Raw genomic sequence first — 25151 nt, 5'->3', positions numbered from 1 at the left:
TGGCTGTTGTTCAGATGCCTAGCGCCAGGCGTCCGGCGGCGATGCGGGTGGAGTCATCCTGCGGGGTGTGGACGCGGCCGCACAGCACATCGCGAAAATGCCGCTCCAGCGGATTGTGTCGCGACAGACCGTGATTGCTGGCAAGTGACAGCGCGTCCTCCACCACGGCGACGGCATTGTTGGTCACCGTCAGCTTGACGATATTGGACTCGGTCGCACTGAGCGGCAAGCCGGCATCGAACTCACCGGCAAAACTGTCGATCAGGCGGGCATTAACGACAAGCCGCGCCTCGATGCCGCCAAGGATTTCCTGGGCTCGCGGCAATGTTGCGAGCGGGGCGCCGAGATTGGCCGGAACACGTTCGCGCAGGAACTTGATCAGCCAGTCGCGCGCGGCGCGAGCGACGCCATCATAGATCGCGGCCACGAAGATGGCATGGACGGTCGCCTGGGTGACATCAGGCGCGGTCCACTCCTCCGGCTTGCGGACGTCAACCTCGTAATCGAGCGGGAACACGACGTCCTCGAAGATCACGTCGTGACTGCCGCTGGCGCGCAGGCCGAGGTGGTTCCAGGTTTCTTCGATCCTCGTTCCGGGCAAGCCCGCGGGCACCAGGAACTGGCCGACGCGGGTTTCCGGCTCGTCGGTCTTGGCCCACACCAGATACCATTTCAGGATCGGCGCGCCGGTCGAATAGATCTTGCGGCCGCTCAGCCGCCAGCCGGTATCGGTGCGGCGCGCAATCGTCGCCGGCAATCCACCTCGCGCAGGCGATCCCAGTTCGGGTTCGACACGCAGCGCGTTGATCAACGCGACGCCTTCGACCGTCTCCTTGGCAAGCTTGCGCGACAGACGTGTGGGCCAGCGCGGGCTGCGCGCCATCACCAGATGGTTGATGTAATGCATCGACAGCACCAGCGCGGTCGACGGATCGGCCTTGCCTATGATGGTAAGGATGCGCGCAGCGTCGCGCGCACCCGCCCCTGCCCCGCCAAGCGCGGCCGGGACGGTCAGCGCGAGCAGACCCGCTTTCGCGAGGTCCGCGAAATTCTCGAACGGAAAGCTGGCATCGCGGTCGTGCGCCGCCGCCCGCTCGGCGATGCCCTCGGCAAGCTGCAAGGCGCGCGCGACATGGTCCGGCGCTTCGGACGGCAGCCGCTCTTTCGCCGCCGTCGTCACCATGTCGCGTCGAGCCCAAGCAGGCCGAGAATCTGCCGGCGCAGATCGGCGAGATAGGGATCACCGCGATGACGCGGATACGGCCGATCCACCCTGATGTCGGCCTTGACGCGCGCTGGGCGGTCGCTGAGCACGATGACGCGGTTGGCAAGGAACAGCGCCTCCTCCGCATCATGCGTGACGAGCAGCGTGGTGAAGCCCTTGCGCTGCCAGAGCGAGACGATCTCGGCCTGCATGGTGATCCGCGTCAGCGAATCCAATTTGCCGAGCGGCTCGTCAAGGATGAGCACTTTCGGATCGTTAACCAGCGCACGCGCGAGCGCGACGCGCTGCGCCATGCCGCCGGAAAGCTGGTGCGGATAGGCTTTCCTGAAGGCGGAGAGACCGACCAGATCGATCGCCGCGTCGACACGCTGGCGCTGGCTTTTCAGGATGCCCTGCGCCTCCAGCCCGAGCGCGACATTGTCCCAGACCGAGCGCCAGGGAAACAGCGTCGGGTCCTGAAACACGACAACGCGCGACGGGTGCGGGCCTGCGATGCGGACCTCGTCTTCGCGCAGCACGCCGCTGCGCGGCTTCTCTAGTCCTGCGACCAGCCGGAGCAGCGTGGATTTGCCGCAGCCGGACGGGCCGAGCAGCGCGACGAATTCGCCGGGCTCGATCGCAAGGGTGACGTCATCCAAGACTGGAAGCTCGGCGCCGTCGATATCGAAGGCGTGATTGACGTGCTCGATATCGAGCGCGGCGCCGACCGCGGGAGTGGTGACGGCCTCAGCCAATGCAGCGGCTACCATTTGACGACGCCCTTCTGCCAGACCAGCAGCCGGTCTCGCGTCTTGAACAGTAGCGTGATCGCACCGGAGCAGAGGAGCGACATCACGATCAGCGCGGCATACATGTTGGCGTAGGCCGCCCATCCCTGCGCCCACTGCAGATACCAGCCAAGGCCGGCCTTGACACCGATCATCTCGGCGACGACCAGCACGGCGAACGAAGCCCCGAGCCCCATGAAAAGGCCGACGAAGACATGCGGCAGCGCCGCGGGGATCGCCACTTTCAGCACCAGGAACGACGGCTTTGCTCCCAGCGTCCGCGCGACGTCGTAATAGGCGTTCGGCACGCTGGCAACGCCCGACCAGGTCAGGACCGTCACCGGGAAGCCGGTCGCAAGCGCGATCAGGAAGGTGCTCGCGCTCCAGCTCGAGGGGAAGGTGAAAAACGCAATCGGCAGCCAGGCGGTCGCGGGTAGCGGACCGATGAAGCGCAGCACCGGATGCACCCAATAGCCGACCTTCTGCGACCAGCCGATCGATACGCCGGTCAGGAAGCCGATGGCGGCCCCGATGAAATAGCCGCCAAGCTGCAGCTTCACGGACGCAATGACGCTGTCGAGCAACTTTGGCAGATCATCGGTATAGACTTCCAGGATCGACTGCGGCGGCGGGAAGAACGGCAGCGGCAGCCAGCCGAATTTTGCGGTGGCGATCTCCCACAACGTGAAGAATATCCCGAGCGCCAGCAGCCACGGCGCGCGCCGGCGCAGCGCCACCCCGGCGCCGCCGAGGAAATCGGCGCCAAGCGTGCCAAGCACCGCAAGCGCTGCGATCACGAACGCGCCGATCGCAAGCCCGTGCGTTCGCGACCAGTCACCAAGATCTTCCCAATAGAGGCAGGACGCACCGAACGCCAACCACACGACGCCGGCGGCAAGGCCGGCGCTATAGCCGCCGCTGCGGAGTCTTTCGAGCCAGGCCGGGCCGGCACCTGCTGCCGCCTGTCCGGCTGCGGCCGATGCGTCAGACACTGAATACGTCGACATAGATCCGTTCCGCGAATTTCGCCGTATCGGTGCTCTGCTTGAACACCGAGACGGTCTTCAGATCGTCGGCATAACCCTTCAGCTCGCGCTTCAGGACTTCGCCAACAGGGTGATGGTGATGGGTGTGATAGCGCACCATCGCCTCGAGATCGGCGAGCGAAGCTGCCTTCGGCGCATAGGGCTGGAACGACTTCGCGGCCTTCTCCGGATTCTGCGAGGTGAACATCGCGGCGTCGAGCAGCGCCTGGGTGATCGCGCGTGCGACATGCGGCTCGTTGCGCACGAGAGAGCCGCGCAGCCCGACGATGCAGCAGGTCTTGTCGCGATATTCGCCGTCGAGATTGGAGGCGACTTCCTTGTACTGGCTGTCCTTCAGCCAGAGATAGGCGAGCGGATCGGAGGCGAGGAACGCCTGAACTTCGCCCTTCTCGACCGCGACGTTGAGGAGGTTGCCGGGATAGGCGCGCCAGTCGACGTCCTTGTTCGGATCAAAGCCCTGCTTGGCAAGCTGGATCGAGAAGAAGTTCTTGTCGGGGCCGGCGAGATCGCCGACAGCGACGATCTTGCCCTTGAGGTCGGCGAGCTTGTCGACGCCGGAGCCTACGCGGGTCAGCACGCGCATGCAGCCGCCATGGGTGCCGGCGGCGATCTTGACGTCAAAGCCCTGCTCCAGCGGCTTGAGCCAGCGCAAGGCCATGCCGAGCCCGGCATCGCTCTTGCCGGTGGCGATCGCCTCCAGCAACTGATCGGTCGAGCCGCTGTAATTGACGAGCTCAATGTCGAGGTTCTGCTTCTGGAAGAAGCCGTAGTCGATCGCGACCGGCAGCGGCGCCAGGCACACCGCGCCCGCATTCCATGACAGCTTCAATTTGCGCGGCGCACCGGTCAGCGGCGGCACATCGGATGCCGTCTTGCAGATGGGAAACTCGGAGAAGTCGATCGCCGGTACCACACCACGCGCGGAAAACGCTTGCGCACCAAAGGCCCCGATCGGCGCGGCAAAGGCTGCGGCCGCACCGGCGCGCAACAGCGTCCGCCGATCCATCGCCAATCTATTCTTCTTCTCTTCAATCGACATCTTCACCCCTGCATTCGACGTGGCTCCGCCGTTCGCGCGAGCCACTCGGCGCGCACGCATTTCGTTCAGAGCTATTGCTGTAAAAAGGCGGATTTCTCCGGCGCCATTCGCACTCAAAGCAACGCACAAATGATGCGGTGCGATCGTGTCATCGTCAATGAAATGGAATTTCGAATGTTGCGCGGGCGAAAGGGATTATCTCCACGATCCCAGCGGCAGACGATGAAACGATTTCGTCGTGACACGATTGTCGGCAGCCTGCGCGCTACCCCCAATCGCGTGGGGATTTAGCCGTCTTGCAACGGCGCGCGTAGCGCTTTCTCCGCGGAGGAAACCAACGAGACGTTCTTTGTCGCGCGCCTCGCTAATTCAGATTTCCGTTTCGTTGACTGCGAGAGCTCCGCTCATACACTCGATGGAAAGCCCACGCGTTCTCTACGCAATGGGCGAGCGAAATTAAAAAAAGGGATAGACATGAGCAGACCCACTCGCCTTCGCTCTGTTACGCGCAAGCTATCGAGTCTGAACTAGCTGGGAGTGTCACCTCCCCTTGAAAAGGGGAGGTCGGTTTGCGCTGCAAGCGCAAACCGGGTGGGGATTCTCTCTCCACGAACGCCAGCGCCCGTGGCTGACCCTCACCCCGCCCTCCCCTTGCAGAGGGAGGGAGTCGACGGTCCCGAGCCAATAGAGGAGACGTGCGGTGCCCGGTCCTCTTCATCTCGCGCTCATCGTCGCCGGCCACCTGGCCTGCATGGCCTTGCTCGTGGGGCTTTCGCTTTGATGGCTTGTTCCCACGAGCGCTGATTGCCGCGCCCCGCGTTGCGGAGGATAGAGGGTCAGGCCTCACGCGAACCGGGCGCGCTTCATAGCAAAAAGGCCCCCGCTTCCGGAGGCCTTTTGCCTTAGACCGCGTCCTTGGCGGCCTTGACCGGGCGAGCCCGGACGACCTTGCGGGCCGGCTTGGCCTTGAACACCGTCTCTTCGCCGGTGAAGGGGTTGGTGCCCTTGCGCGCCTTGGTCGCGGGCTTCTTGATCACCACGAACTTCGCGAAGCCGGGGACGAGGAACACGCCGTTCTTCTTCAGCTCCTTATGACCGACGTCCGTGAGGGTATCCATCACGTTCTTGACGTCGCGCTTGGAGAGTTCGGTGGTGGTCGCGATCTTCTCGATCAGTTGCGACTTCGACAATTGGGTAGCCATGGTTGCTCCATTGATTCTGGAAACGGCACGTTATGGCGGAAACTGGCTAAAAAAACAGGGTTTTCAGCATTCTTCACAACTATATCGCCGCTGATACACCGGAATCCTGCGTTTTTCCCGGGTTTTTTCGCTGGTCGAGGCCCTCCGTCGCCTCAAACAGCCCTTTCAGCGGGCCATCCGACATCCCGCCGACCTCTATTTTTCCGCTGCAGATTCGCACTCAGTGATTCGCGGTCCCTGCCGAAGCCTGCCTCATTGAGCCGCAGCCGATAGCGCCCGCCCGGTGTGGGGTCAGGAGAATGATCGTTCAGATTGCGCGGCAATTAAGAAAATGACCTGGGGTTCCCCTCCCCGCATAACATCGGCTAAAGACGGCCTGCGGCCCCCATGCCGTGCGCTGCCCGACGCTACTCCTGGAGACCTTGTATGGATTTCACCCGCCTCGAGATCAACCGCCGCACCGCGCTTCTGACGTCGGCCGCCATCGCCGCCAACGTCATCAACCCGATGCGGGCATTTGCGCAGGAGACCCCGCGCAAGGGCGGCGTGTTCAACGTCCATTACGGCGCCGAGCAGCGCCAGCTCAATCCCAGCCTGCAGGCCTCGACCGGCGTCTACATCATCGGCGGCAAGATCCAGGAGAACCTGGTCGACCTCGACGCCGACGGCAAGCCGGTCGGCGTGCTCGCCGAGAGCTGGGAAGCCACCCCCGACGGCAAGACCGTCACCTTCAAACTGCGCAAGGGCATCACCTGGCACGACGGCAAGCCGTTCACCTCCGACGACGTCGCGTTCACCGCGATGAACATGTGGAAGAAGATCCTGAACTACGGCTCGACGCTGCAACTGTTCCTCACCGCCGTCGACACGCCGGACCCGCAGACCGCGATCTTCCGCTACGAGCGGCCGATGCCGCTCAATCTGCTGCTGCGCGCCCTGCCCGACCTCGGCTACGTCTCCGCCAAGCACCTCTACGAGAATGGCGACATCCGCCAGAACCCGACCAACCTGGCGCCTGTTGGCACCGGCCCGTTCAAGTTCGTCAAATATGAGCGCGGGCAATACATCATCGCCGACCGCAATCCGGACTACTGGCGGCCGAACGCGCCCTATCTCGACCGCATCGTCTGGAAGGTGATCACCGACCGCGCCGCCGCCGCGGCGCAGATGGAAGCCGGCGAGTTGCACTACAGCCCGTTCTCGGGACTCACGATCTCGGACATGGCGCGGCTCGGCAAGGACAAGCGCTTCATCGTCTCCACCAAGGGCAACGAAGGCAACGCCCGCACCAATACGATCGAGTTCAACTTCCGCCGCAAGGAACTTTCCGACATCCGCGTCCGCCGCGCCATCGCGCACGCGATCAACGTGCCGTTCTTCATCGAGAACTTCCTCGGCGATTTCGCCAAGCTCGGCACCGGCCCGATCCCCTCGACCTCCACCGACTTCTATCCCGGCCCGGATACGCCGCAATATCCCTACGACAAGGCCAAGGCGATCGCGCTGCTCAATGAGGCCGGCTTCAAGCCGGGCGCCGGAGGCACGCGCTTCTCGCTCCGGCTGCTGCCTGCGCCGTGGGGCGAGGACATCTCGCTGTGGTCGACCTTCGTCCAGCAATCGCTGCAGGAGATCGGCATTCCCGTCGAGATCGTGCGCAATGACGGCGGCGGGTTCTTGAAGCAGGTCTATGACGACCACGCCTTCGACCTTGCCACCGGCTGGCACCAGTACCGCAACGATCCCGCGGTCTCGACCACGGTCTGGTATCGTTCCGGCCAGCCCAAGGGTGCGCCCTGGACCAACCAGTGGGGCTGGGAAGACAAGACGGTCGACAAGACCATCGACGATGCGGCCACCGAGGTCGATCCGGTCAAGCGCAAGGCGCTCTATGCCGAGTTCGTCAAGGAAGTGAATACAGAACTGCCGGTCTGGATGCCGATCGAACAGATCTTCGTCACCGTCATCACCGCAAAAGCCCGCAACCACTCCAACACGCCCCGCTGGGGCTCGTCGAGCTGGCACGATCTTTGGCTTTCCGCGTGATCCTTAATACGTCAAGATGAGAGCATGCGCATCTTGAGCCTTGCGGGGCGGCGGCTCGCCGCCTCGATCCCGACCCTATTCCTGATTTTGATCGGCGTGTTTCTGCTGTTGCAGATGGCACCGGGCGACACCGTGGATGCGCTGATGGCGCAGATGGGTGGTGGCGACGCCGCGACTGCGCGCGAGCTGCGCCAGTTCTACGGGCTCGACCTGTCGGTCCCGATGCAGCTCGCGAACTATCTCTGGCGCCTGGTGCGGCTCGATCTCGGATTCTCGTCGATCTACGGCAAGCCGGTCGCCTCCGTAATCCTGGAGCGGCTGCCGCCGACGATCCTGTTGATGACGGCGTCGCTGTCGTTCGCGTTCTTCTTCGGCCTCGTGTTCGGCGTGATCGCTGCGCGCGGCGTCAACCGCTGGCCGGATACGCTGATCTCGACGCTCGGATTGATCTTCTATGCGACGCCCTCCTTCTGGTTCGGCCTGATGGCGATCGTGGTGTTCTCGGTCTATCTGCAATGGCTGCCGTCGGGCGGTTTCGAGGATATCGGCACCGTGCAGACCGGCATCTGGCGCGTGCTCGATATCGCAAGACACCTCGTGCTGCCGACCTTCACCCTCGGGCTGATCTTCCTCGCCATTTACTTGCGCATCATGCGCGCCTCGATGCTGGAGGTGCTTAACCTCGATTTCGTCCGCACCGCCCGCGCCAAGGGCCTGGACGAGACCCATGTTGTGACGCGGCATGTGCTGCGCAATGCGCTGCTGCCGATGGTGACGCTGATCGGGCTACAGGCCGGAACCATGCTCGGCGGCTCAGTGGTGGTCGAAAGCGTGTTCTCGCTGCCTGGGCTTGGGCGGTTGGCTTACGAGTCCGTGGTGCAGCGCGACCTCAACACGTTGCTCGGCATCGTCTTCGTCTCGGCCCTGCTCGTGATCGTGGTCAACTTCGTGACCGACCTCCTCTATGCGCGGCTCGATCCGCGGATCGCGGCGGATAGCTGACATGGATGCGCTGAAACGCTATTTCCGCAGCCCCGCCGCGGTGATCGGCCTGATCCTGCTGCTCGTCGTGATCGCGATGGCGATCAGCGCCGGATTCCTCTATCCGCGCGATCCGCTGTCGCTCGCGGGACGTCCGCTGATCTGGCCGTTTTCCAATCCGCGTTTCCTGCTCGGCACCGACAATTCCGGGCGCGACATCGCCGCGCAGATCTTCTACGGCGCGCGGATATCGCTTCTGATCGGCGGCGTCGCGACCGCGATCGCGATCCTGATCGGGATCCTGGTCGGCGCCTTTGCCGGCTACTATGGCGGCTGGGTCGACAATGTCCTGATGCGGATCACGGAGGCATTCCAGACCTTGCCGAATTTCGTGCTGCTGCTGGTGCTGGTCGCGGTGTTCGGCTCGACGCTCACCACCGTCACCATCGCGGTCGGCGTCGTATCCTGGCCGGCGCCAGCGCGATTGACCCGCGCCGAGTTCCTCTCATTGCGCAACCGCGAATTCGTCCAGGCCGGCAAGACGCTGGGGATGCGCGACATCAAGATCATGCTCGGCGAGATCCTGCCCAATGCCCTGCCGCCGGTCATCGTCTATGCCAGCGTCGTGATGGCGGTCGCGATCCTCTTGGAGAGCGCGCTCGCCTTCCTTAGGCTGTCCGATCCCAACGTCGCCTCCTGGGGCAATTTGATCGGGCTCGGCCGCGACGTATTGCGCGTGCAGTGGTACGTCTCGGCGATCCCCGGCATCGCCATTCTCATCACCGTGCTCGCGGTATCGCTGGTCGGCCAGGGGCTCAACGACGCACTCAATCCGAGGCTGAAGAGCCGATGAGCGAGACCATCCTTTCGCTCGAGACGTTGAGCGTGCGCCTGCCTGACGGCGCCGACCGGCCCCATGCGCTGTCGAACGTTTCGCTGTCGATCGCCTCGAACGAGATCCTCTGCGTGGTCGGCGAATCCGGTTCCGGCAAGTCGATGATGGCGAACGCCATCATGCGGCTGTTGCCGAACGAGGTTAAAATCGAGAATGGCCGGATGCTGTTCGAGGGCCGCGATCTCTGCGCCGCGGATACGGCCGAGATGCGCGAGGTGCGCGGCGCGGGCATCGCCATGATCTTCCAGGAGCCGATGACCGCGCTCAATCCGCTGCGCACCATCGGCGACCAGATCGGCGAGATGTTCTCGATCCACACCGAGCTGTCGAAAGCCGAGATCAATGCGCGCGTGCTGGCGCTGCTCGCCGACGTCCGTATTCCAGATCCCAAGCTGGCCGCAAAGGCCTATCCGCATGAGCTCTCCGGCGGCCAGCGCCAGCGCGCCATGATCGCGATGGCGCTGGCGCTCGATCCAAAGCTCCTGATCGCGGACGAGCCGACCACGGCACTCGACGTCACCACGCAGGCGCAGATATTGAAGCTGATCCGCGACCTGCAGCAGCGCAAGAAGACGGCAGTGCTGTTCATCACCCACGATTTCGGCGTCGTCGCCGAGATCGCCGATCGCGTCGTGGTGATGCAGCATGGCAGGATCGTCGAGCAAGGCACGGCTCACCAGGTGCTGAGCCACCCGGCGCACCCCTACACCAAGCAGCTCATCGCCGCCGTACCGCCGCTGAAAGCACCGCCGCCACGGGTGCTGTCGAGCGAGAACATCCTGACGATTGCCAACGTCTCAAAGACCTATCGCACCGGCGGCTTCCTCGGACGTGGCGCGCGCGTCACGGCCGCGGTCAAGGAGACCTCTCTCGATCTGCCCAAGGGCGCAACGCTTGGCATCGTCGGCGAATCCGGCTCGGGCAAGTCGACCTTGGCGCGCTGCATCGTACGCCTGATCGATCCCGACTCCGGATCGATCGTGCTCAATGGCAAGGACTGGGCAAAACTGTCGCGCGAGGAAGTCCGCCGCCAAACCCGGCATATCCAGATGGTGTTCCAGGATCCGTTTGCCTCGCTCAACCCGCGCCGCAAGGCCGCCGAGCTGGTGGCGCAAGGCCCCATAGTCCACGGCACGCCGCGCGCGACGGCGATTGCCGAAGCCAGGAAACTATTCGAGCTTGTCGGGCTTGATCCATCCGCTGGCGACCGCTACCCGCACGAATTCTCCGGCGGCCAACGCCAGCGCATCGGGCTGGCGCGGGCACTGGCGCTGAAGCCCGACGTGCTGGTCGCGGACGAGCCCGTCTCCGCGCTCGACGTTTCCGTGCAGGCGCAGGTGCTGAAGCTCTTGGCCGATCTACGCCAGCGGCTCGGCCTCTCCATTATCTTCATCACCCACGATCTGCGCGTCGCCGCGCAGATCTGCGACCTCGTCGCCGTCATGAAGGATGGCGCGGTCGTCGAGCAGGGATTGGCCGCCGAAGTGTTTGGCAACCCGAAGCATCCCTACACAAAGGCGCTGCTGGATTCGATTCCCGGCGGCGAGTTCGCGCGCGAGCACGAAACAGCGAGTATGCTCTAGGCGGCGCGCCGTTCGATAGTCTGAGCCATGCGCTTTGCGGTATCGTCCGCGGCCTTGAGCGACATGTCGGCCATCCGCCGGCCGCATCCCACAGCATTCTCCACGGTTTCTCGCATGAAGTCAGTTTGGACCGCGACAACATCCTGAGGAGTTCGGCAGCGCCACAATTCGTTCATGCGGTTCATACTGCACTCCATTTGGTGCCGGACGAACGCGAGGTACTCTTGCGACATGCCACTCATCCCTTTGGCAATTGCGGTGGTGGACTGAAGGACGCTGGCGGCGCTGTGAGCCGACCTTTCGGCTGCACGTTGCGCTTCCTCCGATAGTCCTAGTACACCACCAAGTTGATCGGTAGAGCGACCCATGAGCGCCGTCGTCATGTCCAGGCCGAATCGCAGGGCGCTCTGTACCGTCTCGGCGTTTTGCCGCAGCAGATCGGCGCTGGCCCGAGCCATCTCTTGACTGGCCTCAGCCGTGGTTTCTCCGATCCGTCTGGTCTGCTCAGCAGTTCTCTCGCTTACGCGCCGAACTACATCTTCGGCGGCTTGAGTAGACTTATCCTCTTGGCGTGGATTTGCCATCTTTGTTGCCTCCTCGTTATTGATTGTAGTTGAATGATTGTAGTCGGGATTCCTGTGCAACTGGCTCGCTGAATAGAGGTGGAATCCTTCGCAACCAAACGCGGTGACTCTAGAACCGTTCCGGTATTTCTTCAGCTTTCGAGATGCTCAGGCGCTGACTCCAAACTCTGATTTTCCGGCCCGGAACCCGGGGCAGCCAGTCGCACATCAAGCCGGGCGATTGCGGTCTGTTAGGCCAAGGTTTGGAACAGCTTGCGGCGAGCTGCTTGTGTCTTCGAGTGAACCCTGCGCGACATTGGACCACATCCGAGTTAAGTCAGGAATGCTCTCTTAACGGATACCGCTCTCGGCACGGCTTGGTATCTTGGCGAATGCTCTTACTGAACTGATCTCCAATTGCCCCAGCGCTTCATGCTCTAGATCTCGCGGGCATCCCTACGGCGGTAGACCAGCAGCATCAACGGCGCGAGCTTTCGCAGCAGTCCATGCGCAGCAATCGGCTGCGGCTCGGTGAATGGCAGCGCCAATTCCTTCACCGGCACGCCGCGAACCGCCTTTGCAAACTCGGCGCCGATTGCGATCGTCAGCGCCACCGCGCGGCCGTTGCAACCGGTCCAGCCATAGGCGTCGGGACCGAGCTGGTGGAAGCGTGGCAGGAAATCGGTGGTCATGCCGACATAGCCGTTCCAGACGTGGTCGAAGGAGATGTCGCCGATCTGCGGCCACAGACGCTGCAGCCGCTCGGCCACCCTCGCCTTCAGCCGCGCAGCCTTGTCGCCCGGACCGATCACGGCGCCGCCGGTGACGAGGCGGTTGCGCGCGTCGTAGCGCGCGAAATAGAGCTCGCCATGGGTATCCGACATCGCCTGCCGTCCTGGGATGATGGACTTGCGGACATTGTCCGACAATGGCTGCGTCGCCATCTGCCAGGACAGCACCGGCATCACCTCGGTCGCGATCTCCGGGACCAGTGATTTCACGATCTCGCCGCTATAGGCATTGGTGGCGACGACCAGCGCGCGGCCTGAGATCTCGCCTTTGGCGGTCTTCACCACCCAGCGGTTATTCTGCCGTTCAAAACTCTCCACGGGCGAGCGCGCATAAATGCGGCCGTCGAGATCGAGGACTGCGCGTGCGAGCCCCCGCGCCAGCGCCAGCGGATTGATGTGGCCGCCACTCCTGTTCCAGAAACCGCCGTACCACGCATCCGAGCCCAGCATGTCGCGGACCTGATCGCGCGTGAGCAACTCGACGGGCGCGCCGAATTTCGACCACTGCCGCACCCGCCGCTCCGCGATCTTGATGCGGCCGGGCGAATGCACTGGCTGCACCCAACCGGCCTGCTCCTGCTCGGCCTGGATATTGTATCGCCCGGCGACGTCGAACAGCGTTGAAGCGCTGTCGCGCAAGAGGCTGACGAAGCGCTCGCCGGCTGCGCGATGCTTGGCGACGATGTCCTCCGGATCGGGCCTCGACAAGGTCGGGATCACCTGGCCGTTGTTGCGCCCCGAGGCGCCCCAGCCCGGCTCCATCGCCTCGACAATCGCCACGTCGACGCCGGCCTCGCGCAGATGCAGCGCGGTCGACAGCCCCGTGAAACCGCTGCCGATCACGACCACGTCGGCCTGCCGGGTGCCGGTCAATTCGGGCAGATCAGGTCCAGCGGGCGTCACCGCTGCCCATAGGGAATCGGGCCAGCGGACATCTAGTCTTTCCATCATCAATCTCTTCACGATCATTCCTCGGCGGCGCCGCATCCATGGGAACGTCGGCTTGCGGGCGCCGGATCGATCTGTTTAGTGTAGTACGCCACCTATCCATGCCGGGGAAACAACAGAGTGTCACTCAAGAACGTCATCGGAATCGATCACGCTGTGATCATGGTGAAGGATCTCGACCGGGCTGCCGACAACTGGAAGCATCTCGGCTTCACCGTTTCGCCGCGCGGCACCCATAGCGCGCATATGGGGTCCGGCAATTACACCATCATGCTCGACCCCGACTACGTCGAACTGCTCGGCGTGCTCACCCCGACCGAGCACAACGCGCCGGCGCGGGCATTCCTGGAGAAGCGCGGCGAAGGCATCGAGCGCATTGCATTCACCGCGGTCGATTCGGCTGAAGGCGCCGAGGAGATTCGCGCGCGTGGTTACACGCCGATCGGCCCGACGGATTTCGAGCGGCCGGTGACGATGCCTGATGGCACGGTCTCAGCAGCCAAATTCCGCACCTTCCAATGGCCGACCGAGGAGGCGCCGGGCGGCGTGCGCATCTTCGCCTGCCAACACAAGACCCGCGAGACGGTGTGGATTCCCGAATTAATGACGCATGCCAATGGTGCAAGGCGCCTGAGGCAGGTGCTGATCGTGACACCCGAGCCCGCCAAGGATGCTGCGCATCTGTCCAAAATGATTGATGTCGCAGTGAGGAACGAAGCCGACGGCGCCGTCACTGTCCCCTCGGGCTCTGACCGCGCCGACTTCCTGTTCGTGACCACGGATCAACTCGGCAAGCGCTATCCCGGCGTTTCGCTGGCCGCCCTGCCCGAGCGCGGCGGCGCGGGTCTTGTGATCGCGGCCGATCTTGCCGCCGCGGAAAAGGCGCTGGGCTCGATCGGCGTGCACAGTGCGGGCGCGATCTGCGTACCGCCGGCAGCAAGCAACGGGACGCTGCTTGCCTTCGTCAAGGCATAACTCACCACCAGCTCGCGCGACAATTGTAGTGTATTGTCGCGCACATTAGGGCTAGGCAGAGCCCGCGCAGACGCTAGTATCTCTCCCAAACAAAAAACGACCAGGGAGAGATACATGACGGATCACCAGATCTCGCGCCGGCAGCTTTTGGCCGGCACGGCTGCGGCCGGCGCGCTCAGCCTCACCGGATTTCCGGCGCGCGCCGACATCGACTGGAAGAAATATAACGGCACCAAGCTCGAGGTGATCCTCGCCAAGGGACCGCGCGGCGACAATCTGCAAAAATACATCAAGGAATTCACCGCGCTCACCGGCATCCAGGTCGAGTCCGAGCAGATCCCAGAGCAGCAGCAGCGCCAGAAATGCGTCATCGAGCTCGCCTCGGGCAAACCGAGCTTCGACGTCGTCCATCTGAGCTATCATGTGCAGAAGCGGCAGTTCGAGAAGGGCGGCTGGCTCGCCGATATCTCCGGCTACCTGAAGGACCCGAATTTCACGCCGCCTGACCTGGTCGAGAGCGACTTCTCCGCCGCCGGACAGCAATACGCCAAGAACGACAAGGGCCAGATGCTGTCGCTGCCGTGGTCGGTCGACTACTTCATCCTCTATTACAACAAGGAGCTATTCCAGAAGAAAGGCGTCGAGGTGCCGAAGACGCTGGACGAGATGGTGGTCGCCTCCGAGAAGCTTACCGACCCCAAGGAAGGCACTTTTGGTTTTGTCGGGCGCGGCCTGCGCAACGCCAACATGGCGATGTGGACCAACTTCTACCTGAACTATGGCGGCGAATTCCTCGACAGCAAGGGCAACATCCTGACCGACGGCCCCGAGGCGATCGAAGCGACCAAGCTGTACCAGCGGCTGTTGACCAAATCGGCGCCGCCCGGCGTCGCCGGCTTCAACTGGATGGAGTCGATGGCATCATTCACGCAAGGCAGATCGGCGATGTGGATCGACGCCGACGGCTGGGCGCCGCCGCTGGAAGATCCAACCGCCTCGCGCGTCGTCGGCAAGGTCGGCTACACCCTCGTGCCGGCCGGACCGAAGGGCGCGTTTTCCTCGACCTATGGCGACGGCATCGGCATCGCCGCGGCAAGCAAGAACAAGGAAGCCGCTTACCTCCTCTGCCAATGGGTCGTTTCCAGGACGCAAGCCGCACGATTGCTGCAGGCCGGCGGCGGCGTGCCGTTCCGCAATTCGATCGTGAACGACCCGGAAGTCGCCAAGGGCGTGAAGACGCAGGAATGGCTGAAGTCCGTCGTCGACTCCGCCAAGATCAGCAAGCTCGGACTGCCCGTCATCATCCCTGTCGCCGAATTCCGCGACATCGTCGGCGCCGCGCTGACCGCAACGCTCTCGGGCGCCGATCCCGCGACCGAACTGAAGAAAGCACACGAGCAATTCCGGCCCATCCTGGAACGCAGCGAAAAAGCGTGAGCACGATAACGGAAACTAGCCCGGCCGCGGCGGAAACCTCCGCCGCGCCGGAGCAGCAATGGCATCGCCCCACCTACTGGCCTTTCGTGCTGCCGGCGCTGATCGTCGTGCTGGCCGTGATTGTGTTCCCCTGGCTGTTCACGATCTGGATGAGCTTCAACGAGTGGAAAGTCGGTTCGCCCACGACCTTCGTCGGCTTTGCCAACTATCTGCGATTGCCGAACGATCCGCGTTTCGTCGAGGCGGTCGGACACACCATCTTCTACACCGCGCTGTCAGTGATATTGCCGCTGATCTTCGGCACGCTCGCAGCAGTCGTCTTTCACCAGCGCTTTGCCGGACGCGGCTTCCTGCGCGGCGTCTTCATCATGCCGATGATGGCCACGCCCGTGGCGATCGCGCTGGTCTGGACCATGATGTTCCACCCGCAGCTCGGCGTACTCAACTACCTCTTGTCGCTGGTCGGCCTGCCGCCGCAGCTCTGGGTGTTCAATCCCGCGAGCGTCATTCCATCGCTGGTGCTGGTCGAGACCTGGCAATGGACGCCGCTGGTCATGCTGATCGTGCTCGGCGGCCTCGCCGCGATTCCGACCGAACCCTACGAGAGCGCGGAGATCGACGGCGCCGGCTTCTGGCAGATGTTCCGCTACATCACGCTGCCGTTGATCATGCCGTTCCTGTTCATCGCCGGCATGATCCGCATGATCGATGCGGTGAAGAGTTTCGACATCATCTTCGCGATCACGCAAGGCGGGCCCGGCTCGGCGTCGGAGACCATCAACCTCTATCTCTACAGCGTCGCCTTCGTCTATTACGACCTCGGCTACGGCTCGGCGATTGCGGTCGTGTTCTTCCTGCTGATCGTCCTGCTCGCCGCGGTGCTGCTCTACTTGCGCAAGCGGATGCTGTGGACCGAGATCGGAGGCGGCGCATGAGCCCGCGTCAACTGCTGGGCCGGATCGGCCTCTGGTTCTCGGTGTTCATCATCGTGTCGCCGGCGATCCTGTTCTTCCTCTGGATGATCTCGCTGTCGCTGAAGTACGAGATCGACAACGCCGCCTATCCGCCGGTGTTCATCCCCGAGCAGTTCGCCTGGAAGAACTATACCGACGTGCTCGCCTCCAACCGCTTCCTGACCTATTTCGTCAACAGCCTCGTCGTCACCGGCAGCGCGACATTGCTCGCGATGCTGGTCGGCGTGCCGGCCGGCTACGGCATCGCGCGGATGGCGGCGCATAAATCCGCGATCGTGATCCTGATCGCGCGAATCACGCCGGGGTTGTCGTATCTGATTCCGCTGTTCCTGCTGTTCCAATGGCTGGGGCTGCTCGGCACGCTGGTGCCGCAGATCATCATCCATCTCGTGGTCACCGTGCCGATCGTGATCTGGATCATGATCGGCTATTTCGAGACCACGCCGCTGGAATTGGAGGAAGCCGCACGGATCGATGGCGCCACGCGGTGGCAGGTGTTCCGTCACGTCGCGCTGCCGATCGCACGCCCGGGACTCGCGGTCGCCTTCATCCTCGCGGTGATCTTCTCCTGGAACAACTTCGTGTTCGGCATCGTGCTGGCGGGACGCGAGACGCGGACGTTACCTGTCGCCGTCTACAACATGATCTCGTTCGACCAGTTGAGCTGGGGGCCGCTGGCTGCGGCGGCGTTGCTCGTGACCTTCCCGGTGCTGCTGCTCACGGTGTTCGCCCAGCGCCAGATCGTCGCTGGACTCACCGCAGGTGCAGTCAAGGGCGGGTAGCGTCTTTCCACGTCATTGCGAGCGAAGCGAAGCAATCCATAGAGCCACTTGCGGAGACATGGATTGCTTCGTCGCTTGCGCTCTTCGCAATGACGGCTGAGAGCTCACTCCGCCGATGCCGCGATCGGCATCTCCAGGTGTGACTCGTACCCTCATGCAATGTCCCTAAGCTAATGTCTTCGAAGTCTCCAACGCCTCCAGTACAGCGGCTGAGCTGGCGACCCAGCCGAAGATGCCGCCCTGGGCCTTGATCATCTTCAGACCCATCTCGTGAAATTCGGGAAAGTAGGATGCGCAGCCGTCGGAGATGACGACGCAGCGATAGCCGCGGTCATTGGCCTCGCGCACGGTCGTGTTGACGCACACTTCGGTGGTGACGCCGCACACCAGCAGATTCTCGATGCCGTATTTCTGCAGCACATCCCCCATCTCGGTCGCGTAGAACGCGCCCTTGCCGGGCTTGTCGATCACGATCTCGCTGTCGAGCGGATAGAGCTCGGGAATGATGTCGTGGCCCGCCTCGCCGCGGATCAGGATGCGCCCCATCGGACCGGGATCGCCGATGCGCAAGGATGGAGCGCCGCGTTCGACCTTGGCGGGCGGCGCGTCGGAAAGATCGGGCAGATGTCCTTCGCGGGTATGGATGACCAGCATGCCGGTGCCGCGCGCCGCCGACAGCACCGCGCCGATCGGCTTCACGGCGCGCGCAAGCTGGCTGACGTCATTGCCGAGCGTTTCGCCGAAGCCGCCGGGCTCCATGAAATCGCGCTGCATGTCGATGATGACGAGCGCGGTCTTGGTCCAGTCGAGCTCGATCGGCTCCGGCTCCGCGACGATCTTCCCCAATGGATCGCTTGAGTTCGCCATGACGTGCTCACCCCAAACAAGAGAATTCTTGATCAGGGGTTAAGCAAACGCCGTGCCATTGTGTACAATTCGAGATCGTGCGCTGCCGGACGCTCTCATCTGAAGAGATGGACGAGCCCGATGCTGATGGCGAGCAGCACCAATAGCGAGAGCGTGACCGCGGCTGTCACGCGTCCTCCCACGGTGGCGATGACGCGGATATCAACGCCAAGCCCAAGGGCCGCCATCGACAGCACGGTGAGCAAAACCGCCGTCTTCGTCACCAGGGGGACCACCGCATCCGGAACGAGCTCGAACGATCGCAGCGCGGCAAGGACCAGAAAGCCGATGATGAACCAGGGCACCAGTTTGAACGGACTGATCGCCGCCGCCTTCTCGTGCTTGCGGCGGCTGGCGACGAACAAAGAGAGGCCGATCACGATCGGTCCCAGCATCAGCACGCGCACCAGTTTCACGAGCGTCCCGATCTGCGTGCTGACGATGCCGGCAGGCACGGTCGCCGCAAGCACCTGGGGAACGGCATAGACCGTAAGTCCGGCCAGGATGCCGTATTGCGTCGCCGTCAATCCCAGGAGCGGGATCAGCAAGGGCAATCCCAGCACCATCAGCACGCCGAGAATGGCGGTAAATGAGATCGACGAGGCGATGTCGTCGCTGTGGGCGTCGATCACGGGGGCAACGGCCGCGATGGCCGAATTCCCGCAGATGGAATTACCGCAGGCGATCAGGATCGACAGCTTGGGCGGCAGGCCGAGCATGCGGCTGACCCCAAAACTAAGCGCCAGCATGATCGCAACCGTCCCCGCGATCGCACCGATCAGCGCCAGGCCGGACGCCGCAATCGCGGCGAAGCTGATCGAGGCCCCCAGCAGCACGACCGCGACTTCGAGCAGTTGCTTGGCGCTGAAGGCGATCCCGGAGCGCCATCGCTCGGATGGATTCCAGGCGGTACGGATCGCCATCCCCAGGAGGATCGCGATCACCAGGGCTTCGACATAGGGATGGTCGAAGGCCCGTTCCTCCAGATGCTGGACGCCGACCGCGACGAGCGTGATCGCGCCGCACAGCAGGATGCCAGGAAAAAGGCTAAAGGTGCGGGCGATGGCACTCGGGCGCCGCGCTGTTTCCTTGATGCTATTGGTATTGTCCGCCACGGTGGCACTCCCTATCGGGAATAATTTATGCGCCTACCGTGATGTTTTGGCTAATATATTCTCCGATTTCCCCAGTAACGAGAAGTTATGTTCTGGAGCCTGAGGCGCACGTCCGATTCAAGCGGGCCAATGGCCCGCAAGCCAGCCGATTTCGGCTGGAACCCTATCTATAATGAGAGTGCAGGATGGAACGTCAAAGGGCTGCGAACAGGCCCTGCGCCCAGGCAACGGCGCGGTCGAAATTGAAGACGCCAGCCTCAAAATAGGCGGCGCGGGCGATCACGATGCCAGCGACGAGCAGCCAGAACGCGCCGGTGCCGGCGCGCAGCAGCCACGAGGACGCACGCCCAGGGGCGCGAACGCTCTCGGCCGTCATCGGCTCGCCAAACGCATCAAATCCGGGATTGCTCATGGCCGCTTCCATTGAAACCGTCCCTAAATGTCGTCAATTGCGGCCAGGAAGCAATGGTAGCGAAATGTCTTTTGCGGCAGCGACTTGGAAGCACGTTCCCCGGTGCCCCCACGGGGAAGAATTTTTATCCCCGTCCCTCCAAATCGCCGGAAATAGCCCCCGATACTATCGAGTTAGCGCCGGCGCCGCCGGCCTCTGGGCTCCTTAGACTGTGCCGATGACACCCTCGACCAGATAGTCCGTCGTCTCCAATGAGGGATCATAGAGGCTGGTGTCCTTGGAGGTGATGACCTTGCCGGTATTGCTCTTCACTCCAGCGATGAAGATCGGCTTGCCCGCCTTCAACTCGGCGATCGCGGCGGTGGCGGCATTACGGCCGGCTTCGCTGCAGCCGGCGCCGAACGGCGAGCTCACCACCATGTCCTTGTCGTAGCCGCCGATCACCATGTTTGGCAGCTTCTCACCCTTGGCGATCATGCCGGCAAAGCCCTTGTAGACCGTCTCCCACTTCAGCTCCGCGCCTGTGATGAAGCCCTTGGGCGCGAGATCCGCCTGGTTGGCGTTATGGCCGCAGCTCTTCACGCCGCGCTTCTCCGCGGTCTCGATCACGACCTTCGGGCTGTCGATGTGACAGGCGATGATATCGCAGCCGGCATCGACCAGCGCGTTCGCGGCTTCCGCCTCGCGCACCGGCAGGGCCCAATCGCCGGTGATGATGAGCTGCACCGTGACGTTTGGATTAACTTTGCGCGCGCCGAGCATGAACGAATTGACGTTGCGCAACACCAGCGGGATCGGCTTAGCAGCGATATAGCCGATCTTGTTCGCTTTGGTGGATAGGCCCGCGGCAATGCCGTTCACATAATGGCCCTGGTCGAGATAGCAGAAATAGCCACCCGCGTTGGCCGGATGCTTGTCGGCCTGCCAGAGCGAGGTCGGATGGCGGAATTCGACCTTGGGATATTTCTTCGCCGCATCGACCATGAACGGGTTGAAGTAGCCAAAGGAGGTCGGAAACAGCAGCGTCGCACCGTCGATGTTGATCATCGACTCCATGGTTTTTGCAACCGCCACGGTCTCCGGCACGTTCTCTTCTTCGACGACCTTCACGCCCGGCACATCCTTGAGCGCCTTGGCGGCGACGGCATGGGCCTGGTTCCAGCCATAGTCCTGGCGAGAGCCGACATAGATGATGCCCACCGTGAGATCGGCGGCGTGCGCCGGCTGGCCGAGGGCGGAAAGAACGAAGGGACTTGCGGCGGCTCCAGCGAGAAAGGTTCGGCGGGAAAGCGGAGGCGTGGTCATTGATACTCTCCTTGATCGCCGAACCTTTGGCGCGGCTTGGGTGACACTGGTGATGAAATCCTGTCCCCGCTCATTTCGCGGCCCGTGTCTTCCGCCGCGGCAGCCGCGCGATCTTTGATCCGTTGCCGGTGTCCGTCGTCTCCGTGTAGCGGGACAGCACCGCGCCGAGATCGAATTGCGCTTCGCGATCCTGATCGAGCAGCGCCCGGTGCTCGACCGCACCGAGGTGATGGTCCATCAGCTCGATCGCGGCCTCGGCATTGCGGCTGCGCAGCGCGGCCACAATCTCGCGGTGTTCGTTGACGGCGCAGTCTGCGGAATGCGGCCGGCCGTAGAGCGCGAGGATCAGCGAGCAGCGCGACACCACTTCGCCGAGATAGCGGCGGAGCAGATTGTTGCCTGCGAGCTCGCCGAGCTTGATATGGAATTCGCCGGCGAGACGGATAGAGACTCTCGCTTCGCCAGCCTTGCGCGCAGCTTCTTCCTTGCGAACATGCCCCTCGAGCTCGGCGCCGAATTCCGGTCGCCAGCGCGCGATCACCAGCCGCACCACCTCGCGCTCGAGCGTGCGGCGGACCTCGAAGACTTCCCTCGCCTCTTCCAGCGTCGGTTTGGCAGTGGTGGCGGTGCGGCGCGGCGGCGCATCGACCAGGCCTTCCGATTGAAGTTGCGCTAGCGCCGCGCGCACCAGCGTGCGGCTCATGCGAAACTGGGCGCCGAGTTCGTCCTCCGGCAGCTTCGTGCCCGGCGGCAACGCCTGCTCGATGATCGCCTGGCGCAGCGCCTGGCAGGCAACATCAACCCGGGTCGATTTCTTGCTCATCCGAAATCCGCATGCGCCGTCGGACGAGAATGCGTCCGCGATTGCGCATACGATAGGTCGGGATTTCGTACACAGGATGAGGCAATTTTGGTCGGTGCGCTCGAATAAATGGCAGCACAACGCTTAAAGTTTGCGCTTCGAATGCACGGCGAAACCGGGAATAACTAACACCGGATGTCTCCTGGAGCGCAACTCTCTGTATACAGGATTTTGCCTTCTCGGATCGCTGCGGAGGGAATGCCATGAACGAAACGATCGTCAAACTGCGATTGAACCAGCAACAGCTTGAACTGATGGACCGCACCATCGCGCAGGGTGTGGCCCCCGATCGTGCGGCGTTGGTCCGTCTCGCATTGCGCGAATACGCCGCCAGCCGGAAGGCCGAGACCGCAGGAAGCTCGCGATGACCACGCGCAAGATCACATCGGAATGGATCCTCGAGCCGGGGACCGGCAAGGCAATCGAATTGTTGAAGGGACAGGTCCTGCGCATCGAGCAGGTCGAAGGCGGCCAGTGCGCCGACTTCAACTGCTTCAACCTGCATGACTACAAGGAGTTCATGCATTGCGGCCGCACCCGCACCGTGCACGGCTTCCATCCGACCAAAGGCACCTTCATGTGGTCGGCGCCGCCGCGCGAGCGAGCGATGCTCTACATTCTGGAAGATACCGTCGGCCGCAACGACGTGCTGTTCCCGCGCTGCAGCGCCTATGTCTATGAGGCCGCCTACGGCTTTTCCGTGCACACCAATTGCCACGACATCCAGGCGGAGGCGCAGCGCGAATACGGGCTGACGCCTGACGACGTCCACGATTCCTTCAATCTGTTCATGTGCACCGGCGTCGACGCCGACGGCCATGCCTACATGACCCGTCAGACCACCAAGCCCGGCGATCATGTCGACCTGCTGGCGTTGATGGACGTGCTGGCGATCCCCAATGTCTGCGGCGCCGACGTGATGAAGACCAGCAACTTTGCGCTGAAGCCGCTGAAGCTCACGGTGTTCGAGGCGACAGAGGCCGATCTCGCCAGCGTGCCGACGACGCCGGTGCTTGCCAGCCAGCGGACGCCGAAGGATTTCAAGAACCCGGTCATCAAGAGCGACCGCGCCTTGCGGCGGGACCCCGACTACAGGCCGGAGTTTCCGAACACGCCGATCGTGCTTACCGAACTGCCGGTCGTGCTGACGGCGGAGGAAACGGCGATGTTCAATGCGGTCAAACTCACCGACATCTACGGTGACGACGATGCGGCGGCGCTGCGCGACATCCTGTTCTCCTGGTGGGAGGAGCGCTTTCTGCAAGCCCATGCCGGCGCACCGGCGATCGAGGCCTGAGCGATGGACGCGATCCCTGCCCAGAAACCAACTCAAGACGAGGTCACCTTCGACTTCCGCAAGCTGTCGGCGCGCGAGCGCTACAAATTGATGATCGGCACCGTGGTGCCGCGGCCGATCGCGCTGGTGACGACGGTCGATCCGACGGGGCGCATCAATGCCGCCCCGTTCAGCTTCTTCAACTGCCTCTCCGCCGACCCGCCGATCCTCGCGCTCGGGGTGGAGAACCATCCCGACATGTCGTTCAAGGACACCGCGCTCAACATCCGCCTGACCGAGGTCTTCACCGTCAACATCGTATCGCACGCGATTGCGGAAGCGATGCATGTCTGCGCGGTGCCGTTTGCCGCCAGCCGCGACGAACTTGCCGCCGCGGGCCTGACGGCGATGCCCGGAACCGAAGTGGCCTCGCCCTGGATCAAGGAGGCTCCCGCCGCCTTCGAATGCCGCCGCCATGTCACGCTGGAACTGGGAAAGTCTCGCCAGATCATCCTCGGCGAGATCGTGTTTGCGCACTATCAGCGCGACGTGGTCGATGCCGAGCGGCTGCACATCGATCCGGCCAAGCTCGACGCGGTCGCACGTCTTGGCGGCAACACCTGTGCCACCATCCGCGACCGCTTTGAGATGCTGACGCCGACGCTCGAAGAATTCGAGGCAATGACGGCGCCTGAAAAATAGTCTTTCGATGCAAGCCAAAATCGGATTTGCTTCTCTCAATCCCGGAAACGACCAGCACTGAAACAAGGAGTTCGACATGAACGGACTTGGCGGCCTCAACAAATCCCCCAACGGCGTCGTGATCGGGCTGGTTCAACTGCAATTGCCCGTGGTGGTGACCAAAGCCGATCTGGCGAAGCAGACCGAGAAGATCGTCTGGATGGTCGGCAAGGCGCGGCGCAATCTATCCACGATGGATCTCGTTGTGTTTCCCGAATATTCGCTGCACGGTCTGTCGATGGACACCCATCCCGAGATCATGTGCCGGCTCGACGGGCCGGAGGTTGGAGCGTTCAAGCAGGCCTGCATCGACAACAATATCTGGGGTTGCTTCTCCATCATGGAGTACAACCCCGACGGCAACCCTTACAATTCAGGCCTGATTATCGACGACCACGGCGAGATCAAGCTCTACTATCGCAAATTCCATCCCTGGATTCCGGTCGAGCCGTGGGAGCCCGGCGACATCGGCATTCCCGTGATCGAGGGACCGAAGGGCGCCAAGATCGCATTGATCATTTGCCATGACGGCATGTTCCCGGAGATGGCGCGCGAATGCGCCTACAAGGGCGCAGAGATCATGATCCGCACCGCCGGCTACACCGCGCCGATCCGCGAGAGCTGGCGCTTCACCAACCAGGCCAACGCGTTCCAGAATCTGATGGTAACAGCCAATGTCTGCATGTGCGGCTCCGACGGCTCGTTCGATTCCATGGGCGAAGGCATGATCGTCAATTTCGACGGTACCATCATCGCGCATGGCACGAGCGGGCGTGCGGATGAGATCATCACCGCCGAGGTACGGCCCGACCTGGTGCGCGAGGCACGGATCAACTGGGGCGTCGAGAACAACATCTACCAGCTCTGGCACCGCGGCTATGTCGCGGTGAAGGGCGGCGCGATGGATTGTCCCTACACCTACATGCAGGACATGGTCGCCGGTACTTTCCGCCTTCCGTGGGAAGACCAGGTCAAGATCACCGACGGCACCTCCTGCGGCTTCCCCGCGCCGACGCGGATGTTCGGCAAGACCGCGAAAGCGGCGGAGTGATGGATTTGTAGGATGGGTAAAGCGAAGCGAAACCCATCACCTTCGCCGCGGTCGCAAATATTGATGGGTTTCGCTTCGAGACTGGGTAAGAATTTTTTCCGCCCGGATTACAGGGCCCAGGCGAATGCCGGGCGGATTTTGGCTCGGAGACGCGGCCTGCGGGTTTGGAGCCGGTCGACGATGACGGCGAGGACGGTGACAAGCAAGATCGTCCAGTTTGGACGGCGCTTGG

At 63.0% G+C, this 25151-nt stretch carries 24 protein-coding genes; 12 read left to right on the top strand and 12 right to left on the bottom strand.

All coding sequences use genetic code 11. From position 1 onward, the window contains the following. Positions 1–10: 10 nt before the first annotated feature. The 5 genes from OZ411_RS23450 to OZ411_RS23430 form a co-directional block, all read right to left on the bottom strand. Entirely contained in the window at positions 11–1183 is a 1173-nt protein-coding gene (locus tag OZ411_RS23450) for an acyl-CoA dehydrogenase family protein (RefSeq protein ID WP_282529846.1), read from the bottom strand. After that, a complete protein-coding gene (locus OZ411_RS23445; protein ID WP_130583165.1) occupies positions 1177–1974 on the bottom strand; it encodes an ABC transporter ATP-binding protein in 798 nt (265 codons plus the stop codon). The genes OZ411_RS23450 and OZ411_RS23445 overlap by 7 nt, the downstream gene beginning before the upstream one ends. Continuing rightward, positions 1968–2999 carry an ABC transporter permease subunit gene (locus OZ411_RS23440; RefSeq protein WP_282529845.1) on the bottom strand — a complete coding sequence of 344 codons (1032 nt, stop codon included), beginning with the start codon at positions 2997–2999 and terminating at the stop codon, positions 1968–1970. Before OZ411_RS23440 ends, OZ411_RS23445 begins: the two co-directional genes overlap by 7 nt. After that, the gene (locus tag OZ411_RS23435; protein WP_130583167.1) at positions 2977–4077 is read right to left on the bottom strand and encodes an ABC transporter substrate-binding protein; all 1101 of its coding nucleotides are present in this window, start codon (positions 4075–4077) and stop codon (positions 2977–2979) included. Before OZ411_RS23435 ends, OZ411_RS23440 begins: the two co-directional genes overlap by 23 nt. Positions 4078–4979: 902 nt before the next feature. Beyond that, the gene (locus tag OZ411_RS23430) at positions 4980–5279 is read right to left on the bottom strand and encodes an HU family DNA-binding protein (protein WP_027579467.1); all 300 of its coding nucleotides are present in this window, start codon (positions 5277–5279) and stop codon (positions 4980–4982) included. Between the two features lie 426 nt (positions 5280–5705). Between OZ411_RS23430 and OZ411_RS23425 the strand changes: the two genes are divergently transcribed. From OZ411_RS23425 to OZ411_RS23410, 4 genes are read left to right on the top strand one after another with little or no spacing between them, the layout of a single operon-like run. After that, entirely contained in the window at positions 5706–7322 is a 1617-nt protein-coding gene (locus OZ411_RS23425) for an ABC transporter substrate-binding protein (RefSeq protein WP_282529844.1), read from the top strand. Between the two features lie 24 nt (positions 7323–7346). Further along, positions 7347–8324 carry an ABC transporter permease gene (locus OZ411_RS23420; RefSeq protein WP_282529843.1) on the top strand — a complete coding sequence of 326 codons (978 nt, stop codon included), beginning with the start codon at positions 7347–7349 and terminating at the stop codon, positions 8322–8324. Between the two features lies 1 nt (position 8325). Then, on the top strand, positions 8326–9156 hold the full coding sequence (locus tag OZ411_RS23415; RefSeq protein ID WP_282529842.1) for an ABC transporter permease: 831 nt from the start codon (positions 8326–8328) through the stop codon (positions 9154–9156). Beyond that, the gene (locus tag OZ411_RS23410) at positions 9153–10781 is read left to right on the top strand and encodes an ABC transporter ATP-binding protein (RefSeq protein WP_282529841.1); all 1629 of its coding nucleotides are present in this window, start codon (positions 9153–9155) and stop codon (positions 10779–10781) included. The genes OZ411_RS23415 and OZ411_RS23410 overlap by 4 nt, the downstream gene beginning before the upstream one ends. Here OZ411_RS23410 and OZ411_RS23405 read toward each other — a convergent pair. Then, positions 10778–11365, bottom strand: coding sequence for a phasin family protein (locus OZ411_RS23405; RefSeq protein WP_282529840.1), 588 nt, complete (start codon positions 11363–11365; stop codon positions 10778–10780). The genes OZ411_RS23410 and OZ411_RS23405 overlap by 4 nt on opposite strands. A 416-nt stretch (positions 11366–11781) precedes the next feature. Next, a complete protein-coding gene (locus OZ411_RS23400) occupies positions 11782–13083 on the bottom strand; it encodes an FAD-dependent oxidoreductase (RefSeq protein ID WP_282529839.1) in 1302 nt (433 codons plus the stop codon). 120 nt (positions 13084–13203) lie between these two features. On the opposite strand from OZ411_RS23400, the gene OZ411_RS23395 reads away from it, so the two are divergent. From OZ411_RS23395 to OZ411_RS23380, 4 genes are all read left to right on the top strand, one after another. Beyond that, on the top strand, positions 13204–14058 hold the full coding sequence (locus tag OZ411_RS23395; protein WP_282529838.1) for a VOC family protein: 855 nt from the start codon (positions 13204–13206) through the stop codon (positions 14056–14058). Between the two features lie 114 nt (positions 14059–14172). Then, on the top strand, positions 14173–15495 hold the full coding sequence (locus OZ411_RS23390) for a sugar ABC transporter substrate-binding protein (RefSeq protein ID WP_282529837.1): 1323 nt from the start codon (positions 14173–14175) through the stop codon (positions 15493–15495). Then, the gene (locus OZ411_RS23385) at positions 15492–16430 is read left to right on the top strand and encodes a sugar ABC transporter permease (RefSeq protein WP_282529836.1); all 939 of its coding nucleotides are present in this window, start codon (positions 15492–15494) and stop codon (positions 16428–16430) included. Before OZ411_RS23390 ends, OZ411_RS23385 begins: the two co-directional genes overlap by 4 nt. Beyond that, a complete protein-coding gene (locus OZ411_RS23380) occupies positions 16427–17251 on the top strand; it encodes a carbohydrate ABC transporter permease (RefSeq protein ID WP_165421174.1) in 825 nt (274 codons plus the stop codon). The genes OZ411_RS23385 and OZ411_RS23380 overlap by 4 nt, the downstream gene beginning before the upstream one ends. Before the next feature lie 165 nt (positions 17252–17416). On the opposite strand, the gene OZ411_RS23375 is transcribed toward OZ411_RS23380, so the two are convergent. From OZ411_RS23375 to OZ411_RS23355, 5 genes are all read right to left on the bottom strand, one after another. Next, a complete protein-coding gene (locus OZ411_RS23375) occupies positions 17417–18118 on the bottom strand; it encodes an isochorismatase family cysteine hydrolase (RefSeq protein ID WP_282529835.1) in 702 nt (233 codons plus the stop codon). 95 nt (positions 18119–18213) lie between these two features. Beyond that, on the bottom strand, positions 18214–19272 hold the full coding sequence (locus OZ411_RS23370; protein WP_165421173.1) for a putative sulfate exporter family transporter: 1059 nt from the start codon (positions 19270–19272) through the stop codon (positions 18214–18216). Positions 19273–19465: 193 nt separating this feature from the next. Continuing rightward, a complete protein-coding gene (locus tag OZ411_RS23365) occupies positions 19466–19684 on the bottom strand; it encodes a hypothetical protein (protein ID WP_130579654.1) in 219 nt (72 codons plus the stop codon). Positions 19685–19888: 204 nt separating this feature from the next. Then, a complete protein-coding gene (locus tag OZ411_RS23360) occupies positions 19889–20989 on the bottom strand; it encodes a BMP family ABC transporter substrate-binding protein (protein WP_282529834.1) in 1101 nt (366 codons plus the stop codon). Positions 20990–21059: 70 nt separating this feature from the next. Then, the gene (locus OZ411_RS23355) at positions 21060–21812 is read right to left on the bottom strand and encodes a GntR family transcriptional regulator (protein WP_282529833.1); all 753 of its coding nucleotides are present in this window, start codon (positions 21810–21812) and stop codon (positions 21060–21062) included. 242 nt (positions 21813–22054) lie between these two features. Here OZ411_RS23355 and OZ411_RS23350 point away from each other — a divergent pair, with 242 nt between their 5' ends. From OZ411_RS23350 to OZ411_RS23335, 4 genes are all read left to right on the top strand, one after another. Continuing rightward, a complete protein-coding gene (locus OZ411_RS23350) occupies positions 22055–22219 on the top strand; it encodes a hypothetical protein (RefSeq protein WP_165421172.1) in 165 nt (54 codons plus the stop codon). After that, positions 22216–23148 carry an urea carboxylase-associated family protein gene (locus OZ411_RS23345; protein WP_282529832.1) on the top strand — a complete coding sequence of 311 codons (933 nt, stop codon included), beginning with the start codon at positions 22216–22218 and terminating at the stop codon, positions 23146–23148. The genes OZ411_RS23350 and OZ411_RS23345 overlap by 4 nt, the downstream gene beginning before the upstream one ends. A 3-nt stretch (positions 23149–23151) precedes the next feature. Beyond that, complete coding sequence (locus tag OZ411_RS23340) at positions 23152–23829, top strand: flavin reductase family protein (protein ID WP_130579650.1); 678 nt, start codon at positions 23152–23154, stop codon at positions 23827–23829. Positions 23830–23905: 76 nt separating this feature from the next. Next, positions 23906–24919, top strand: coding sequence for a formamidase (locus OZ411_RS23335; RefSeq protein ID WP_282529831.1), 1014 nt, complete (start codon positions 23906–23908; stop codon positions 24917–24919). Positions 24920–25151: the final 232 nt, after the last annotated feature.

This window comes from Bradyrhizobium sp. Arg237L (assembly GCF_029990105.1).
GTDB lineage: Bacteria > Pseudomonadota > Alphaproteobacteria > Rhizobiales > Xanthobacteraceae > Bradyrhizobium.
This window is presented reverse-complemented; position numbering and strand designations above follow the sequence as displayed.

Coding starts and splice junctions, on each gene's coding strand:
- OZ411_RS23450 (WP_282529846.1), bottom strand. CDS start 1,183: ATGGTGACGACGGCGGCGAAAGAGCGGCTGCCGTCCGAAGCGCCGGAC.
- OZ411_RS23435 (WP_130583167.1), bottom strand. CDS start 4,077: ATGTCGATTGAAGAGAAGAAGAATAGATTGGCGATGGATCGGCGGACG.
- OZ411_RS23355 (WP_282529833.1), bottom strand. CDS start 21,812: ATGAGCAAGAAATCGACCCGGGTTGATGTTGCCTGCCAGGCGCTGCGC.
- OZ411_RS23430 (WP_027579467.1), bottom strand. CDS start 5,279: ATGGCTACCCAATTGTCGAAGTCGCAACTGATCGAGAAGATCGCGACC.
- OZ411_RS23380 (WP_165421174.1), top strand. CDS start 16,427: ATGAGCCCGCGTCAACTGCTGGGCCGGATCGGCCTCTGGTTCTCGGTG.
- OZ411_RS23360 (WP_282529834.1), bottom strand. CDS start 20,989: ATGACCACGCCTCCGCTTTCCCGCCGAACCTTTCTCGCTGGAGCCGCC.
- OZ411_RS23410 (WP_282529841.1), top strand. CDS start 9,153: ATGAGCGAGACCATCCTTTCGCTCGAGACGTTGAGCGTGCGCCTGCCT.
- OZ411_RS23375 (WP_282529835.1), bottom strand. CDS start 18,118: ATGGCGAACTCAAGCGATCCATTGGGGAAGATCGTCGCGGAGCCGGAG.
- OZ411_RS23405 (WP_282529840.1), bottom strand. CDS start 11,365: ATGGCAAATCCACGCCAAGAGGATAAGTCTACTCAAGCCGCCGAAGAT.
- OZ411_RS23350 (WP_165421172.1), top strand. CDS start 22,055: ATGAACGAAACGATCGTCAAACTGCGATTGAACCAGCAACAGCTTGAA.
- OZ411_RS23440 (WP_282529845.1), bottom strand. CDS start 2,999: ATGTCGACGTATTCAGTGTCTGACGCATCGGCCGCAGCCGGACAGGCG.
- OZ411_RS23400 (WP_282529839.1), bottom strand. CDS start 13,083: ATGGAAAGACTAGATGTCCGCTGGCCCGATTCCCTATGGGCAGCGGTG.
- OZ411_RS23365 (WP_130579654.1), bottom strand. CDS start 19,684: ATGAGCAATCCCGGATTTGATGCGTTTGGCGAGCCGATGACGGCCGAG.
- OZ411_RS23425 (WP_282529844.1), top strand. CDS start 5,706: ATGGATTTCACCCGCCTCGAGATCAACCGCCGCACCGCGCTTCTGACG.
- OZ411_RS23335 (WP_282529831.1), top strand. CDS start 23,906: ATGAACGGACTTGGCGGCCTCAACAAATCCCCCAACGGCGTCGTGATC.
- OZ411_RS23340 (WP_130579650.1), top strand. CDS start 23,152: ATGGACGCGATCCCTGCCCAGAAACCAACTCAAGACGAGGTCACCTTC.
- OZ411_RS23345 (WP_282529832.1), top strand. CDS start 22,216: ATGACCACGCGCAAGATCACATCGGAATGGATCCTCGAGCCGGGGACC.
- OZ411_RS23420 (WP_282529843.1), top strand. CDS start 7,347: ATGCGCATCTTGAGCCTTGCGGGGCGGCGGCTCGCCGCCTCGATCCCG.
- OZ411_RS23415 (WP_282529842.1), top strand. CDS start 8,326: ATGGATGCGCTGAAACGCTATTTCCGCAGCCCCGCCGCGGTGATCGGC.
- OZ411_RS23390 (WP_282529837.1), top strand. CDS start 14,173: ATGACGGATCACCAGATCTCGCGCCGGCAGCTTTTGGCCGGCACGGCT.
- OZ411_RS23445 (WP_130583165.1), bottom strand. CDS start 1,974: ATGGTAGCCGCTGCATTGGCTGAGGCCGTCACCACTCCCGCGGTCGGC.